The sequence below is a fragment of the Nannocystis bainbridge genome (assembly GCF_028368995.1).
GTDB classification, from domain to species: Bacteria; Myxococcota_A; Polyangia; order Nannocystales; family Nannocystaceae; genus Nannocystis; species Nannocystis bainbridge.
Genome location: NZ_JAQNDL010000001.1, coordinates 1,210,965 through 1,228,064, shown reverse-complemented (window position 1 = coordinate 1,228,064; position 17,100 = coordinate 1,210,965). Strand labels below are relative to the sequence as shown.

General features: G+C 68.3%; 16 protein-coding genes. All 16 read left to right on the top strand.

What is annotated here, in order from left to right; genetic code table 11:
* Positions 1–32: 32 nt before the first annotated feature.
* The 16 genes from POL25_RS04840 to POL25_RS04765 all read left to right on the top strand — a co-directional run bounded on the left by POL25_RS04840 (position 33) and on the right by POL25_RS04765 (position 16,995).
* Positions 33–716 (top strand): hypothetical protein, encoded by a 684-nt coding sequence (locus POL25_RS04840; RefSeq protein WP_272084652.1) that lies wholly within the window; start codon positions 33–35, stop codon positions 714–716.
* 8 nt (positions 717–724) lie between these two features.
* Positions 725–1,450, top strand: a complete 726-nt coding sequence (locus POL25_RS04835) for a hypothetical protein (RefSeq protein WP_272084651.1) — start codon at positions 725–727, stop codon at positions 1,448–1,450.
* Between the two features lie 50 nt (positions 1,451–1,500).
* Positions 1,501–2,214 carry a hypothetical protein gene (locus POL25_RS04830; RefSeq protein ID WP_272084650.1) on the top strand — a complete coding sequence of 238 codons (714 nt, stop codon included), beginning with the start codon at positions 1,501–1,503 and terminating at the stop codon, positions 2,212–2,214.
* 17 nt (positions 2,215–2,231) lie between these two features.
* Positions 2,232–3,056: a hypothetical protein gene (locus tag POL25_RS04825; RefSeq protein ID WP_272084649.1), complete on the top strand. Its 825-nt coding sequence runs from the start codon at positions 2,232–2,234 to the stop codon at positions 3,054–3,056.
* Positions 3,053–4,060, top strand: a complete 1,008-nt coding sequence (locus POL25_RS04820; protein ID WP_272084648.1) for a hypothetical protein — start codon at positions 3,053–3,055, stop codon at positions 4,058–4,060. Before POL25_RS04825 ends, POL25_RS04820 begins: the two co-directional genes overlap by 4 nt.
* Before the next feature lie 49 nt (positions 4,061–4,109).
* Positions 4,110–4,463, top strand: coding sequence for a hypothetical protein (locus POL25_RS04815; protein WP_272084647.1), 354 nt, complete (start codon positions 4,110–4,112; stop codon positions 4,461–4,463).
* 191 nt (positions 4,464–4,654) lie between these two features.
* The gene (locus POL25_RS04810; RefSeq protein WP_272084646.1) at positions 4,655–6,394 is read left to right on the top strand and encodes a hypothetical protein; all 1,740 of its coding nucleotides are present in this window, start codon (positions 4,655–4,657) and stop codon (positions 6,392–6,394) included.
* A complete protein-coding gene (locus POL25_RS04805; RefSeq protein WP_272084645.1) occupies positions 6,387–7,214 on the top strand; it encodes a hypothetical protein in 828 nt (275 codons plus the stop codon). The genes POL25_RS04810 and POL25_RS04805 overlap by 8 nt, the downstream gene beginning before the upstream one ends.
* 3 nt (positions 7,215–7,217) lie before the next feature.
* On the top strand, positions 7,218–7,772 hold the full coding sequence (locus POL25_RS04800) for a type I restriction-modification enzyme R subunit C-terminal domain-containing protein (RefSeq protein WP_272084644.1): 555 nt from the start codon (positions 7,218–7,220) through the stop codon (positions 7,770–7,772).
* Positions 7,769–10,159: an Eco57I restriction-modification methylase domain-containing protein gene (locus POL25_RS04795; protein WP_272084643.1), complete on the top strand. Its 2,391-nt coding sequence runs from the start codon at positions 7,769–7,771 to the stop codon at positions 10,157–10,159. The genes POL25_RS04800 and POL25_RS04795 overlap by 4 nt, the downstream gene beginning before the upstream one ends.
* Before the next feature lie 50 nt (positions 10,160–10,209).
* The gene (locus POL25_RS04790) at positions 10,210–14,700 is read left to right on the top strand and encodes an SNF2-related protein (RefSeq protein ID WP_272084642.1); all 4,491 of its coding nucleotides are present in this window, start codon (positions 10,210–10,212) and stop codon (positions 14,698–14,700) included.
* 42 nt (positions 14,701–14,742) lie between these two features.
* On the top strand, positions 14,743–14,931 hold the full coding sequence (locus tag POL25_RS04785) for a hypothetical protein (RefSeq protein WP_272084641.1): 189 nt from the start codon (positions 14,743–14,745) through the stop codon (positions 14,929–14,931).
* A 12-nt stretch (positions 14,932–14,943) separates the two neighbouring features.
* The gene (locus tag POL25_RS04780; protein WP_272084640.1) at positions 14,944–15,141 is read left to right on the top strand and encodes a hypothetical protein; all 198 of its coding nucleotides are present in this window, start codon (positions 14,944–14,946) and stop codon (positions 15,139–15,141) included.
* A gap of 2 nt (positions 15,142–15,143) precedes the next feature.
* Entirely contained in the window at positions 15,144–16,043 is a 900-nt protein-coding gene (locus POL25_RS04775) for a peptidoglycan-binding domain-containing protein (protein ID WP_272084639.1), read from the top strand.
* 3 nt (positions 16,044–16,046) lie between these two features.
* Positions 16,047–16,349 (top strand): hypothetical protein, encoded by a 303-nt coding sequence (locus POL25_RS04770; protein ID WP_272084638.1) that lies wholly within the window; start codon positions 16,047–16,049, stop codon positions 16,347–16,349.
* A gap of 22 nt (positions 16,350–16,371) precedes the next feature.
* On the top strand, positions 16,372–16,995 hold the full coding sequence (locus POL25_RS04765) for a hypothetical protein (RefSeq protein WP_272084637.1): 624 nt from the start codon (positions 16,372–16,374) through the stop codon (positions 16,993–16,995).
* Positions 16,996–17,100: the final 105 nt, after the last annotated feature.

Genomic DNA, 17,100 nt, shown 5'->3' with positions numbered 1-17,100 from the left:
CAGGATCACTCTACGCACAATCAGGAGATACGATGGATATCGAGAAACAAGAGACTGTGAAGCTGCTCGGCCGCGAGATCGCCGAGAACCTCGTGCGCATGGGCAGCGTCGAGATCGCGCAGAATCTCGCGCGCATGGGCGGCGTTGGCGCGTTGCCGACAACCGAGGGCGACCTGCCCGCGTGCGGCATGGGCGTGCCGAAGATCGGCTGCGAGAACTTGCTGTACGCGCCGATCACGGTGGCTCGGTTCTACCGCGGCGGCCGCACCAACATCGATCAGGTAGTGGAGGGCCAGATCCCGCTGGCGCCAGGCTCGTCGGTCGTTCTGTCCCAGGCCGCCTACCCGCCATGGCCCACGGCCTGCTACGTGCTTCGTTACCGCTTGGCCAACAACGCGAACAACCACGACGACATCCGGATCGAGTGGTTCGTGGACACCGAGCCGCTCGACGCGATTCAGTACGGCAGCGAGATCTACAACAACGACAACACCGTGATCGGCGAGGGCAAGCTGCCGATCCCGCTGGCGATGGGCGAACACTGCTGCATCGGCGGCAACAACCGGCTGCGCGTACGCATCAGCCACCTGGGCAACGCGAACCAGATCGAGAACATCCGCCTCCACGTCGAGCACGCCAACGCGGTCAAGTGCTGCTCCTCCTGCGCGGCGGGCCGCTCGTGCCAGCGCGGGTGCAAGGGCGGGAGCGAGAAGTAGGGCCAACGATGAACAAGATCAAGCTCATCACCCGCGGCGGCTTCGACGGCCAGACCCCGGTCACGGAGAAGCCCGTGTTCAAGCTCGTGGAGGGCTGGAACGAGGCTGAGCTGACGGCGCCGGCCGGCGTGCTGCCCGCCGGTCTCTGGGGACAGGTCCCGGCGGGCGACCCCTACATGCTGCACGCGTGCATCCTGACCACGCAGCCACTCGACCCGCAGACGTTCCTCGAGGTGCGGACCGGCGCGCCGACGCAGATCCGTGCGCAGTACACCCCCAGCGCTGATAACACGCGGCTCACCCTCGTCCGTCCGAGCGACGAACTCCGCGTGTTCACGCCGCCACAGGCGCTCGTCAAGCTCGAGCTGCTGATCGAGAGCATCGGCGGCGTCAACGAGCTCGGCTCGCGCCTCCGCGAGTGGTCCGAGGCCGTCTTCAGGGCACGCGACACCGGCGTCCGTGTCGCGCGGTTCACCGCGAGCGCGGCGCTGCCGGGGTGGCTCGGAACGCTCCACGTCATCTACGACAGCGTCAACGTCGGCACCATCACCCTCCCGACGCGCTCGATCGTGCCGCTCGATGCGGTCCTCACCGTCACGCGCAAGGGGCCGGGCATGCCCACGCTCCACGCCGCGGCGGGCGACCTGTTCGCCGGCGGTGCGATCGCGCAAGCCATTCAGCGCAGCGGGATCATCATGAACAACGGCGAGCAGTGGACCTGGGTCGCCGACTGATTCCAGTCGGTTCGCGCCGCGACTCTCCTCATTCGTCAAGGAGCACCACCATGGCCAGTATCGATCGACACCGCGTCGCCCGCCTCATGGAGCTGTCGGCGGCCGAGCGCACGCTGAAGGGTCCCGAGCGGCTCCTGCGTGAGGAGGACGTCGCGCAGCTGCTCCGCGCTGCCTACGACGAGGCCAGCGAGCCGGCGCGCGCCGGTTTCATGGCGCGTGTCAAGCTGGCGCCAGCCGCGGACTGGCCGTGGTCGGCGGTCCGGACGACCACGCCCCGCGGCGGCGGTGGCGTGGTTGTCGGCTTGCCGACCTTCGGGACCATCACGCCGCCCGCGGCGCTCACCCTGCTCCTGGGACAGGCTCTCTCTCCCGATGCCGATCCCGCGAATCGGCTGCCCGATCGCAACTCCTCCGAGGGAGCGGCGTGGGAGCCGCTCTACCGGGCGCTCGAATTATGGGACATCGCCACCATCAAGAAATGGTGGCACCCGGTCGGCTGGGTCATACCTGGCGCGCAGCCGACGGCCCACGCAACCAGCTCGACCCAGGCCAGCGGCGACGTCACCCCGACCAACGGCGGTGGCGTGTCGACACAGCCCGAGCCGCCGAGCCCGAGCTCGTGGACGACCGGCCGAGTCGCCCTGGTCGCCGGCACGACCCTCGTCATCACCGGGAGCGCCGTGTACTCGGCGGTGAGCCTGAGCCGAGCCCGGGAGCTCGACCGGCTGAGCGAGCGCCTGCGGGCGCAGGAGGCCGCGCGATGAGCCGCAACCTCTGGACTATGATCGGCACGCTGGCCGGCGTCGGCGGTGTGATCGGCGGCTCGCTCCTGTGGAGCCGCAGAGCCAGCGCCGCAGCTCCGCCGACCTCGACGCCGCCACCGGCATCCGATTCGCCGGTGGTCGACCTGGCGCCGCTCCCGAGGGCCACCGATGTGAAGGGCGACCTCTCGACCAATTGGGGCGAGACGCCGACGGACCTTCGCCCCTTGTTCATGCTGATGGAGGAGGTCGCGCGGATCCCCGGGTCGGCACGCGTGTTCGCGGTGATCTCTTACCGCGAATCGCGTTTCGTCACTGCCGCCCACAACGGCAACGCGACGGGCGAAGCAGACGAGCGCGACAGCTCGCGCCGGGCGTACAAGAACAACAAGGACCGCAACCCGCCGCTGCGCTATGCCGATCAGGCGGCGGAGTTTGGGAGCGGCGGCCTTTTCGGACTGCTCGCTCCGTACTTCCTGTGGACGGGCGTCCCGGAGGTCGGCAAAAGGGCGCCGCTGCTGAACTCGCCGCCCGAACTGGTCTTTCAGCCGCGCGCCGCGGCCTTCGGGGCGGCTGTGTACATGCAGCGAATCCTGGCGAACTACAGAGTCGACGATCTCGCCGACATCAAGGTCGGCTGGGCGAGCCCGTCTCTGCTCAAGGACGAACGAGGCAGCTCGGATTACCACGACGTCCGGGCCCGCTTCCTCACCGACGCGATCGCGCTGAACGTCGATCTGACGGACGCGACGACGATCCCGCCCAAGCTCGACGCCTCCGCCTGGCCCGGCGTGCCCGCGGTGCTCGCCGGCCTCGTCGGCACGCTGCCGAAGGAGGTCGCGTGACACCGGACATCAACTGCTACGGCCGCGGGATCAAGGCGCTCGCCGACCTGGTCGGCGACTTCGACCTCCGCTCGCCGATGGACGTTCACGCCTGGTACCGCCTCGAGTGGCAGGCGATCGCCGAGACACTCGGGTTCTCGCAGGACCTCGAGGGCACGCTCGCGCCGCTACGAGCCGTTCGTGACCGGCTGGCCGCGACCAATCAGGCCGGCCTCGACGCCTTCGCCCGCTGGCTGCCGCGCACGCGCCCTGGCCTCTCGGACAGCCACGCGCGCGGGCAGGAGGCGGTGTTGCGCGAGCTCGGCGTCCACGCGCGCGGCGACCTCTGGCGCGTCTCGGTCGACCCGACGACGCTCCCCACCGGAGCCTGTTACGACGATGGCGAGCAGATGCTTCGCGCCTTCCACCCCGACACCGCGCCGGGCTACTTCGGTGACGGCTGGTCGGGGCCTCCCCCGCGAGCCGAGAGCGCCTGCGGGTGGACGACGCCGCTGGTCCTGCACCTCGGGACCTTCCCCTGGGTCTACAACTCCCGCCTCGACGGTACTGGCCCCGGCCTGCGCTGGGCCTCGCGCGCGGCCTTCCCAGCGGTCGACGGCATGCGCCTCATGGCCCGCGCGCTCGATCCCGAGGGCAACCTCCGCCAGGACGCGCGCCAGGTCGCCGCGATCTTCGAGCACTTCACGACACACACCGCGCCCCTCGTGGCGCGTCTGCCCGCGTTCCCGCCCGGCCGCGCGACGCCTGGCCAGCTCTATCGCCGCGGTGGGTTCCTGCACGTGCATCAAGGCAGCCTGACCCTCGCCGGCCTCGACGGGACACGCGGTCGGCTCGCGGCCTCGGCGTACAACTACATCAACCGCCGCTTCGCGTGCTTCTTCGCGGTGCGGCGAGCGACGCTGCGAGCCCTCGGCTCGCTGTCTCCCGAGCTCCGGCAGCTCGCCGTGATCTCGGCCGACCCGTGCCTGCGCAACCACGCGGTGGAGGTGGCCCGTGCTGGCTGAGTGCGCCACGCGCTCGACGGGAGGACCCGCGCTGGCCTACGCTCCCGCCATGCGCAACACGACCCTCATCACCTCGGCCCTGTTCCTCGCCCTGTTCGCCGTCCCCGGCTGCAAGGAGGACCCCGCCCCGAACGAGCCCGGCGAATTCGGCGAACCCTGCGTCATCGGCGAAGCAGACAACACGCCGGACGGCTGCGCCTCGGGGCTCTCGTGCTACTTCGGTTACTGCGAAGAGCTTTGCGCGACGTCCGATGATTGCCAGCCCATCGAAAGCAGGGAGCACACATGTGCGGTCGGTGTTTGTCATATCGCCTGCGACTCTGAGAACCCCTGCCCCGAGACCCTGGCCACGCCGTTGGTTTGTGCAACCAACATGTTGTGTGAAGGAGAGGAGTACAATTAGAAGTGCTTATCAACCCAAACAATCGTCTCTTTGATCGCGTTCCAGACCTCTTTAGCAGCCCGTTTCCGGCTGCCGACGCGTACGCAGATGATGCCTTTCTGATGCTCCTTGAGCGGGCGACGAGCGACGGGGCTCAGACAGTCGGCCAAGCATTGCTGACTCGGGCAGGAGCACAGGCGTGGAATCACGCCATGCAGATCAACTGGAAAGCCAAGGCGACTGAGGTTGGTGACCTCCTCAGCGAGGTCTGGCCGAAGATAGCTTGGCTCGACAAGACGACTGACTCAATCTCGGGCGTGCTCGCCGAGATACCCTTCCCGCTGACCACGGATCCCGTGGAGCTCTTGACATCCTTGGCCAGCGTGGCGGTCGATCTTGCGCTCGACGCCGTGACCGCTGTACCCGTGGCGGGCTGGATCATCGGAATCGTCGTGGGGATTGGAAAAATGCTGGCTCCCCTCTTCGAGGGGCTCCTAAAGGGAGACCCAGTCCCGTCCGAGAGGCGTGCCATCCTGCCGTGGCGCAAGTATAATGAAAAAGTGGATGAGGCGTTTGTCCGCACGTTTCTCAATGTGGACAATCGGCTCTCCGACTGGAATGCCCTCTTCAGCCCTCCAACAAAGACCAGTTCGTGGTCCTTGGCCGATGGTGTCGACGAAGATGGTAATTCCATCGGCCAGGTCCTCGCGCCCTTTTCGGGTAAGGGTGTTGCTTGGATGGACGCCTACGGCTGCCTCCCTGGTACATTCCGTGTCGCAGGCATCTTGCAATACCGTGGGCGCCCACAGCCCGCCCACGCCGCCCTGCGGTTCTACAACGACGGGACCCTGATTCACCTCTACGGCGACTTCACGCAGACCGGCGACTTCTTCCCATCGCTCCAACAGCTCGCGGGGACCGTCTGGCAGCAGATCGCTGCTGGCGGACCCGACGCCTACAAAGTCGACTGTGTCATGCTCGAGACCCTTTGGCGAGACTGGTTCTCTGAGCTCTACACCTCCGTTTTCGATCAAGGCCACGGTGACTGGCTCCTCCCGTTCCTCGCACGCGAGGTCGGCGGTGAGTGGCGTCTCGGCACCAACGCGGGCGGGTTCATCCGCGCCGAGGCCACGGACGGCACCACCGTCCCCCTCGTAACCAAGGAGACCTTCACCAAGGGCACGCTGGCGACGCCGCGCTCGTGGACCACCTGCCTGTACACCGACATTCAGGCGGGCAAGGCTAGCGAGCAGAGCGGCGACTACCCGCGCAAGTTCTCGCGCGACCCGAAGACAGGGGTCTACACCGCACCCCCGCCGACGCGCTACGCCGGCGCCCGCGGCCACACCTGCATCCCTTGGCCTCCGGGTGAGCTCTTGCTCGCGCAGTACCGGCGCGCCGACGAGGCGATCGTCATCCCAGCCCTGCGCGCGGTCGCCGAGCTCCAGCGCCGCCGCTTGTCTCGGAGTCTCGACTGCGCCTACGTCCGGCCAGAGGCGGTCGGCGACAAGCCGATTTACGCTGCGTTTCGAAACACCGCGCTCCAAACGCATTGCATGGAGATGCGAAAGCGCCTGCTCACGCATCCGTCGCGCTTCCTCGTCGACTACGAGACCGCGCGCGAGATCGATCGTGACTACGCCGCCGCGCTCAAGGAGGCCGGAGTTCCGACCACGCAGGCGCAACGGGCCGCGGTCAGCCGCCAGCTCGCCGGCAAGGCCCAGCCGCCGCTCGACGGAAACGAGAGCGGGGCCCGACTACCGCCGCCGCTCCGGCCCCAGGGCGGCCTACCGTTCGACGTCGTGGAGGCGACGTTGCACACGAAATCCAACAAGTGGGGCGCCGTCCTCGGCGGCGCGGCGGTGCTGTCGTCCCTCGCTGCGGTGATCGGCGTCGCACGGCACCGTCGCAAATCATCTCGAGACCCGCGAAGGGAAGGTTCGTATGAGTGAGTGGACTGTCGAAACGATCCGATTGACCCTCTACAATGGCGAGCGCAAAGAGCGTGTCATCGTCCAGAAGTCGAACGGCGACCTTTCCGTCTCCTCCAAGCAGAGGGACAAGGACGAGGGGGACACGGTGGACGACAAGCCCAAGCAGGCGACCGAAGCGAAGGAGGCCAACGCGAAAGCGAAGGTCGCCGCCCAGAAGCCGGCCCAGGAGCGCAAGGGGAGAGCCGGAACCCCTGCGCCCGCGCACCCTCCGGAGCCGGCGAAGAAGGGCACGTCTCTCGAATGGGCGCCGATCGTGGATGCGGGGTATGACGGCTTCGCCGCGAAGTCGCGCGGCGCCGAGCTGCACGTGCTGAAGACGAGCAGCGGCGGCTGGGCGATCTACGTTTACTGGGGCCGCGGCTTGATGAAGCACATCACGTGCCACGCCAAGCTCGGCGACGCGAAAAAAGCCGCCCAGGCCCTTCATGATGAGGGACTGCCTGCGCGCCCCGAACTGAAGCTCACGCAAGAGATGATCGACAATGCCTGTCCTGCTCCGGCGCAGGAGGCTCCGCCCCAGGCGCCCCGCAAGCCGAGGACGAAGCGAGCCGACACGGAGAATGGAGCGACCGAGACGACAGCGCAGAAGGACCCTCCGCGCCGATCGCCCCCCAAGCCGAGGGCGAAGAAGCAGGCCAATGATGCAGGGGAGACCGAAACGAAACCGGCCGAGACGAAACCGGCCGAAGGACCCTCCGAGCTGACCCCCGAGCTGCGCACGGAGCTGCGCGACTCGTTCAAAGACGCCATGGTCGAGGCCATGAAGCAGGCGGAATGAACCATGGTCGACTTCGACGACACCCTCGCACGATGGCAGGCCAGCCTCTCACCGCAGGTCCCGCGGACGGCCGTCGCGCAGTTCCTCTCGGAGGACGGCGCGGCGCTGCGCGAAGCGTTCGACCACGCCTCCAGGACCGTCCGTGAGCGCCGAGCAGCGAGGGCGTTCCACGGGTGGCTCGACCGCCAGGCGCTCGCCGGGCGCGACTTCGACGACGCCCAGCTCCACTGGCTCGACCTGATGCGCCAGGACATCACCGCCATCGGTGAGCTGTCGCTCGACCGACTCAATCACGGCCCTTTCCTCGCTCGAGGCGGCGAGGACAAGGCCGTCCGCCTGTTCGGCCGCCGGACACTCGGCGAGGTCGTTGCCAGCCTCAACGCGACGCTAGCGAGCATGGCCACAGCGTGCGGGGGCACGTGCGGCGTCAAGGTCGGCGGCTGCGGTTGCAGCGGTTCAGGCAAACCCAAATCCGTCGAGACGGCAGGTTCGACGACCCTGGAGCCGGGCGAGTATGAGGCGCTCGAGCTCACCGTGGGCCGCGAGGTCGAGGCATGAACGGCGCGCAACTCTTCGCGCTCATCGAGCCAGCGTGGCGCGCGAACATGGCCTCGCGGATCCCTCAGCGGGTCTTCGATCAATTCCTCGCCGAGGAGCGCGCCGGTCTCATCGAGATGCTGGACGCCGCGCTCGCCGTTCGCCGCGCTCGCACGGCCGAGCAGACCCAAGACGCCGACGATCCGCCCGAGCTGTGGACGAAGAGCCAGCGCACCAAGGCCAACCTCGCCGCGCTCCGCATCATCGCCAGCAAGAAGCCCGAGGACCTCACGCCCGGTGAGCGGCGCCAGCTCCTCGCGTACTCGTCCTGGGGCGGCCTCTCGCTCGAGGAAGTGAAGGACCAGCTCCCCGCGGGCCTGGAGCCCGACGACTTCGAGCTGATCCACGCCTATTTCACCCCGCTCGCCATCGCCGACGCGATCGCGGAGCACGTCTGCCCGCTGCTGCCCGAGCTCGCCGGTCACGACGGCGTCGTGCGGATCCTCGAGCCCTCGGCCGGCATCGGCCGCTTCCTCCGCGCCATGGGCCGGCCGAATTGTATCGACCCCGCTGGCCCTGTGCGGGGCATCGAGTGGGTGACGGTCGAGCTGTCGAAGACCACGTCGCGCCTGCTCACCGCGCTGCGCCCCGACGTCCGGCACCACCACATGCCATTCGAGCGGTTCGTCCGCGAGCACGGCAGCGAGTACGCCGGGCGGTTCCACGTCATCCTGAGCAACCCGCCCTATGGTGAGCGCGGCGCGTTCGCCCTCGACGATCCCAGCCCGCTCTACCGCGAGCGCGTCGCCTACGCCTACTTTATGCGCCGCGCGCTCGACATGCTCGTGCCCGGCGGCCTGGGCGTCTTCATCGTCCCGGGCGGCTTTCTCACCGGCGAGCGCAACCGCGACCTCCGCGCCAAGCTCCTCGCGCGCCACCACCTTGCCGCCGCGTTCCGCCTGCCAAGCCACACGCCAAACAATCGCGAGGTCTTCCCCGGCGCATCCGTCGTCGTCGACGTGCTGTTCTTCCGCGCCCGCGGCGGCCAGCTCACCGAGATCGACGAGGACGATCGATTCATCCTCGACGGCCAGTACTACGAGCACTTCCCGACGCACCTCCTCGGCAAGCCCGCCGGCGAGCTCGAGGGCCCCGAGCTCGGCGACGAGGCGGTCAGCTCCAAGCGACCGTGGCGATACAAGGTCGTTGGCGAGTTCAAGAGCATCCCCGCGTTCGAGGAGCGGCCCATGTGCGCCTCCTGTGCCTTGGGAGCGATCGCGGCGGAGGAGCCGATCCACTACGAGTCAGGCATCCGTGCGACGGAGGAGCAGACCAGCGACCTGGCCGAGCCCCTACGCGCGGCCGTGGACCTCGGCCTGCGCATCGATCGCTACCTCGCCGCGGTCGCGGCCAACGACGCCGACAGGGCCGAGGGCATGTGGGTCGAGCTCCGCGCGGCGCTCGTCGACTTCACGAAGCGCGCCGAGATCCAGCAAGCGGGCGGGCCGTGGCGCTACCTGCCGCTGCGGCGCCACGCCGAGCGCAGCACCGGCGCGCAGCAGTTCCTCAACGCCTTCACGCCGACCGGCGAGCTCGCCCCGGCGATCGCGGAGCCGCCGAAGGTGACGCGGCGCTACACCGGCTTGCCGGACGACGTCCTCGCTCAGGCCGAGTTCCTGTTCCGCCAGCGCGGTCATCTGCTCCTCCCCGCGCTCGTAGAGTTCCACCGCCAGGTCGGCGGCGCCCAGGACCGCGACGCCATCCTCGCGCGCCTGCTCGCCGCGGACTGGAACCTCGACCACGACAACGAGGTCGTCCCGCTCGACGTCTACGTCACCGGCGAGCTGTGGCCGAAGTACGACCGCGCTCGCGCGAAGACCGACGATCCCCAGGCCGCGCTTCAGGCTCGCCGACTGCTCGAGGCGATCGGTCCGGCTGTCTTCGAGGACATCAGCGACATCACGCCGTCGCAGCGGTGGGTCCCGCTCGACCTCGTCTCCGCATGGCTCAGCGCCACGTACAACCGCGAACTCGGTCCGGTCGCGCTCGAGCGGGTCGCCGGCCTGGTCCGCGTGCAGGGCCATGCCTACAACACCACCGACGACCTGGCCGGCCTCACCGCGGAGACCGTGTGGATCCTCGGGTGGATCAACCACGACAAGTTCCTCTTCGACCCCGACGACGACGGCGACGACGACGACGCGGACGCGCGGCGCAAGAAGGCCGAGCTCCGCGCGCTGAAGGCTCAGGAGTACGCCTCATCGTTCTACAACTGGCTGCGCGACCACGAGGAGCGACGCCAGCGGATCGCCGACGCGTACAACCGCGAATTCAAGGGCATCATCACCCCGCAGTTCAGCGGCGATCCGCTCTCCATCGCCCGCTGGGCGACAATGGCCCGACCCTGAAGCCACATCAGGTAGCCGGAGCCCGGCGTCTCCTCGCGCTGCGGCGGGGCATGCTCGCGTTCGACGTCGGCGTCGGCAAGACCTATACGGGTATCGCCGTCCTCGCGCGAGCGCGTCAGGAGGGCTGGGTCCGCCGGCCGGTGGTGCTCGTGCCGAGCTCCCTCGTGTGGAAGTGGTACGACGATTTCCGTTGCTGCCTACCGGGCTACAAGGTCCTGGTGGTCGGGAGCATCCGCAGGCGCGGCACCCGCGGCAAGCGCAAGGACGTCCTCACCTCGGAGACCGACAGCCCCGAGGATCGGGCGCAGAAGTGGCAGGCATTCCAGGCAGGCCAGGCTGACGTCGTCATCCTCAGCTTCGACGCGCTCAGCCGCACGAAAATGAACGAGGACGCCGTGGTGGAGTACGCTCGCCAGGTCGAGGGCATCCGCCGCGAGATCGCCATTCGCCAGCGCAACGCCCGCGACAAGCTCGAGCGCGGCGTGGCGATCAGCGAGCGCCAGCAGGCGATCCTCAAACACGGCGTCCGCGCCTTCGTGCAAGAGCACCTCGAGCTCCCCGAGGGCCACAAGTTCGACCCCGGTGTCGCGTGGGACGACCTCGGGATCGACATGCTCATGGTGGACGAGGCCGCGGCTTTCAAGAACCTGTACATGCCGGAGGAGCGCGAGGCGGGGGTCCCGAAGTTCATGGGCGGCTCCGGCGAGGGCAGCCGACGCGCATGGCAGCTCGACTTCCGCGCCGCCGTCGTCCGCCGCAATACCGGTGGGGCCGGCATCATGCTCCTGACCGCGACCCCCGCGAAGAACTCGCCGCTCGAGTTCTACAACCTGATCCAGATGATCGACCCGAGGGCGTTCTCGTCGCGCCTTTCGGACCCCGAGCAGTTCATCGATCGCTACCTGCAGATCGAGATGCGCGACGTCCTGGGCGTCGACCTCAAGACAACCAAGCGCTCGGCGGTGACGGGCTTCAAGAACCTGGACGAGCTGCGCAACATCATCCTCACCTACGGCGAGTTCCGCACCGCGAAGGACGTCGGCCTTAAGCTACCGACCGCGCGGGTTCAGCTCGTCGAGGTCGACATGGATGCGCGCCAGGCCGCGAAGTACGACCGCTTCGTCAGCGAGATCGAGGCCGCGCTCAAGCAGCGCAAGGAGTTCGCCGGCGGCCAGATCCTCGGCCTGCTCGCGCGCCTCAGCGTGGTCGCGCTGCACAGCCAGCTCGACGAGGGCTACAAGTGGAAGAACGCCCTGACCGGCGGCGAGTCGATCGAGATCCTCTCGTCCGAGGACGAGGACGGCAACGAGGTCAAGAAGACCCGCACGCGCACGCTGCCGGCGCCCGACTTCCGCGCGCCCAAGCTCGTCGCGTGCGCCCAGCGGATCGCCGCCCAGCGAAGTTGCGGACACATCGTGTTTTGCGAACCGACGGCCGTCCACGCCTGGATGCTCGAGGTGCTGGTCGAGCAGGGGGTCCCGCGCGAGCGGATCGCGGTGCTCAACGCTGAGACCGCCAAGCCGGCCGATCGCGTGCGCATCGCCCGTGAGTTCAACGGCCTGCCGCCTGAGCCGCCACAGACGGACGAGGGCTGCGTGCTCCGTGGCGGCGTCGCGGCCGAGCTCTCGCCGAAGTACGACGTCGTCATCGCCAACTCGGTCGCCTACGAGGGCGTCGACCTCCAGGTCCGTACCTGCATCATTCACCACCTCGACTTGCCGTGGACGCCCTCGGATCTCGAGCAGCGCAACGGTCGTGCGTATCGCCAGGGCAACCGCCTCGACACGCTCGAGATCATCTACTACCTGAGCAAGCAATCGATGGACGGCTACCGCTTCGGCCTCATCGACGGCAAGGCCAACTGGCTCGGTGCGATCCTCGAGAGCGGGCGACGCGACACCAACAACCCCGCCGCCCAGCAGCAGCTCTCCTCCGACGATCTGCTCGTCATGATCTCGCGCAACCCCGAGGAGACGGCGAAGAGCGTCGAGGCGGCGAAGGCGAAAGCGCGTGAAGAGGACCGCCTGCGGGTTGCCCGCGAGGCTGCCCGGCTCATGAACCAGGCGAACGCCCGCTTCCGCGACGCGCGCGCCTCCGCGGACCCCGAGCGTGGCGCCCAACTCCGCGCCGAGGGCCACGCGCGCCTGCGACAGCTCCGCAAGTACGAGTCCGAGGTCTGGCCGTGGGCCCGCTGGATCGACGCAGTCGAGCACGTCGAGTACCTGGTGCCGTCCGATGGTGATGCACCGGTCCACGAGGGCCTGCGCGTGGCCCGGCCGAGCAAGCTCAACCCCGACGCCATTGAGTACCTCGAGTTCGGGCGCCTCATCGCCAGCGACGGCCCGCCTTGCATCGGTGTACGGCAGGCCGGCTCGGCGCGCTGGGTGTGCCAGAACCTCGGTACCGTCATCAGCCTGGCGATCCGCCCCGAGCACCTGCCCGGCGGACCTGTCCCCTGGGACAGCGAGGACGAGACGCGCACGGCGGCGACCCTGGACGACGCGCTCCAGAACTGGTTCAAGCGCCCGCAGTGGCGCGACCTCGGCTGGACCTCCGCGAGCGACGCCTGGCTCGAGCGCTGGTGGCCGCGTGCCGAGGGCAAGGTCCGCGACGGCCTGGCCGTCGCCGACAAGCCGGAGACCGTGCCTGTCCTCGTCGATGGTGTGCTGCGCCTGCTCGCGGGTCCGCGGATCCGCGAGGGCATCCTCGTCCCGCCGACCTTTGCCGGGTGGCAGCAATTCCTCGCGTTCGCCCCCGCGAGCGAGGAGAAGTTCACCGAGCTGCGGAAGGCCGGCGAGCTCTGGTGGGCCCGCAAGATCCCGCAGACCCTCCTGTCCGCCGCACGGGAGGAGGGCGCCGAGAACGGGCGGGAAGACGCGCAGGCGCCTGCGCCGACGAACGCGCCCACGGGTGCCGAGCTCGTCCAGCTCAATGACGGCAGATGGATCTCTGTCGACGAGGCCCGACAACGGTACGAACGCGAGAAGCAGGCACTGCAGGCCGGACAGGCTTTCGACCCGACGGGTGATTACGGCGTGGAGCCCACCACGCCGCCGCCGCCGACCACGCCCGATCCCGCGCGTCCCTACGAGGAGGCCCGCAGCGCGATCAAGGCACTGCGCCTCCCGACAAAAAAACACGCCTACTACGTCACACAGGCCGAGAAGGCCATTGCGGGCGGTAAGAGCTACCAGCCGGTCTTGAAACGAGCCCAGAAGGCGGCTGAAAGCCACAAGGGGGCTGCACCGGGCAAAGACGGAGGCGGCCAGAAGGTGGCCGCACGGAGCAAGTTCAACAATGCGTCACGGCCTCGGCTACTCGACGTCGTCCTCGACACGTTCAACGCGGCGCCACGCTGGCGCCTGGCCGAGCTTCATCCCCGCCCGAACGGCCACGTGCTTGTCGTGTACCCGGAGGGACGCAACACGGATGCCGCGGTCGCGGCGGTCGACGTGATCGCCGAGGACATGGACGATGTCCGATGGCTGGATGATCGACTCTCCCCGGCGGATCAAGACACGATCGTGGAGCGGCTCGATCGTGCCCTCTGGGCCGCGATCGAGGTGCGCGAGGCAGGCGAGAGCGACGAGGACGCGGACGAGGAGAAGATCGAGATCCCGTCACCGCTCCAGGATCTGATCCGGCTGATGGAGCGTCGCGGCAAGGCGCTCGGCGCCCCGCGGGCAGACAGCCAGAATCTCGAGCGCGCCGACGGGTACAGGCAGATCGCCGAGGCCCTGCAAGACCTCGCCGGGCCGTCCGGGATCGACGCCGAGGAGCTCGAGAAGTGGCTCGAATCAGTCCATCTCATGGAGGCCGGCGAGGTCGTCGCCCGCTCCCGGGTCGAGTCGACCCCGGTGCCGAGGTTGATGCAGGAGCTCTGGGACAGCATCCTCGAGGCGTATCCGGTGACGGAGGTCGACGGGGAGCCCACCAATCTCCTGGTGCCCGACGAGGCGCTCTGGCCGCTCGACAAGGACGACCACGTGTTCGAGCGCGTGGAGATGGGCGAGGAGGCGTCACTCCGGAGCATCCGAGTGACGCGGGGCTCGCGTGATGCCCGCTCGGGGACCTATGTCATCTCGGACCCGACCGACCGGCTGAAACCTGGCGCGTTGATACACTACAAGGGCCGCAGCGAGCGCGTCCTCGCCGAGCTGTACCAGAAGGTCCGCGCATTTCACCACAACCTCGTCCGGGCTCCCAAGGCGCTCCACGATGTGCGCCTCCTTCTGTACTGGACAGCGGCGATGCTCGACGCACCGCCGTGCCAGGGCGAGGTCAAGCAGCGGGCCGTCATCGCGTTCGAGCAGGCGAAGGCGTACTACGACACCGCGCGGCGAAAGCTCATGGAAGGCCAGACCGTCGACGCGGTACGCCGGATCCACGAGGCGCTGCGGCGGATCGCCGCCGCAGCCGCCGAAATCGCCAAGAGCTGCGGCGAGGGACAGATCGACATCGGCGTCACGCCGCCGCACCTGCCCGTGAGGCCCGAGGACAAGGCCGCGATCGAGGGCGGCCTGGTGGAGGACAGGCCATGACGCGCGCCGCCACCCAACACATGACTGAAGGAGCCCGTGAGCATGGCCACCAACAATGAACTCTTGCGGCAGCGCCTGGCAGCGTTGATTGACGAGCAGCGGCAATTTCAGAAGAAGTGGGCCGACGACTGGCGGCGACTGTCCGAGCTCCGTCACGCCCTCGCTGCCTTGTCTGGCGCACTCGCTCTCGGCGTGGGTCTCAGCGTCGGCTACCAGTTAGGCCGGAGGTGAACTGTGGCAGACGTGAAGACCAAAGAGGAAATCGAGCTCGACAACGCTCTATTCAGCCTCACAGGCCAATTGCGCGCTTTCTCCAGCAACTACGAAAATGCAGCCTGGGAGCTGCGCCGAAAGATCGTCCACGAGGTCGCCTGGACGACCGCCGCCGGGCTCGTGCTGGGTGGCGTTGTGGGCGGGTTCATCGCCCTGCGGAGACGTTGACCATGGCACGCACACCGGAATGGGAGAAGCTCGAGATGGCCGTCGGCGACGCGAGCCCCGCGTGGCCATTGCCGACCGTCACGCCGAAATTTGCGACCTGGAGCGTCGGCGGCGGTCGACCCTTCGGCTGCACGCTTGAGACCTGCAAGCGCTGGCACGCCGGCATTGATCTCACCGGCGCGCCGGACGGCGCCCTCATCACCGCGCCCGAGGAAGCGCTGGTGGTAGGTCTCGATCGCCCGTGGGACGACAACGCCAAGGCCGCCTTCCTGCGCACCAAGACGGGTCTGTTCCTCGTGCTCGGCGGCTTCAAGCAGGGCTCTCACAAAGAGTACGGCATCCAGCAAGGCCAGGAAGTCCGCAAGGGCGACAAGCTCGGGCGGATCCACGGCCCCTACGGGATGATCCACCTCGAAACCTACAAGGCAGAGACGCGCTCGGCGAACTCGGTGTGGTGGAAGACCGAGGGCCCGCCGTCAGGTTTGCTCAATCCCACCAACTACGTCGAGCGCATGGTCGGCGACAAGGTGTCGCTGCTCCAGACCCGGCAGCGTCACGAGGCACTCGCCGCCCTCGGCGTGTACAAGGGCGACGTGGCCGCCGAATGGGGCCCGGCGTCCATCGAGGCGCTGCGCGCCGCGCAGACGAGCCTGGGCATCGACGCTGATGGCAAGTGGGGCCCGCAGACGGAGGACGCGATCCACAAGGCCCTCGCGGTCAAGCAGGGGTGCGTGACCGACGAATGTGCGGCGTCCGGTGGCGCGGCCGAGGTCGCACCACCAAGCGCCGGGAGCGCGGATGTTCTCGCAGCCATCAGCAGGACCGGCTGGTGGGTGATCGGCGGCGTGACTCTGTTGAGCGTGGGCGCTGGCCTGGCGATCGCGCTCCGGAAGGATGGGTAGCGGATGCACTTCGACCTCCTCAACCTGTTCCGCGGCCTCCGGCATGACTTCGACCTTTTGGCGATGCTACGCGGCGAGAATCACATGGAAGTGCTGCCCGAGGGACACGTGGCGATCGTCGTCATCGTCCGGGGCATCGCTACGATCTCGAGGCCGCGCGCCGCCACCCCGGTGGGCCTCCACATCACGCCCCGCCGCTACGAACCTGTCTTTTTGACCACCCCGGGGACCTACTGCGTGACCGCCCGCGATCACGTTGTCGGCATCCGCGTGCTCCGGCGCGCGAAGGTAAACGCGTATGAATGAAACGACCCCCGACGTCCTCGAGATGGAGAATTCGCCCGAGACGGCGAACTACCGCAAGAACCGGCTCATGCTGTGGGAGACCATCATCGCGGCCTACAAAGACTACATCGTCGACGGCATGAAGGTCGTCGACGCCGCCAAGGAAAAGGGCGCCACCGGCCCGACCGAGGCCGACGTCCAGGCGGCTGCGGGTGTCCACGTGCGCGGCGAAATCCGAGCGCTCTGCACCGACTTACTGACCCGGGCGCCGATCGAGACGATCGTGCGCTTCCTCGAGCGGGCGCCCGACTGGTCGGACGCGAGCGAGCGGCTCATCACCGACACGACGCAGAACGCCGCCCTCGTCGACCTCATCACTTCGGCCTATCCACACCGGACCTGGGCGAAGAAGATGGACGCCCTGAGCAAGCAGCTCGCCGCCGACGCAACCTCATGGTCGGCGTGGGTGACGAATTGGGGCGACGAATTCGGCGCGGCGGCCAGGACCGCCATCCAGGGGGCTGGCGAGGCCATCGGCGGCGCCGGCAAGGCGCTCGGCGGATTCGGGGCTGGGCTCGGCAAACTCCTCGAATGGGCCCCCTACATCCTCGCGGGCGGGACCGTTCTCGGCGTCGCCACGGTCATCGCCGTGGCGGCGCGCAAGTGACCTCGGATAAACCACACAGCCGGAATCGCGCGGAGGACTGCGGCCACCGTCGCGCGGAGCATCGGCGAGAAAGGGCAGAGAGATGGACGGAGCGTTTCCACAGAC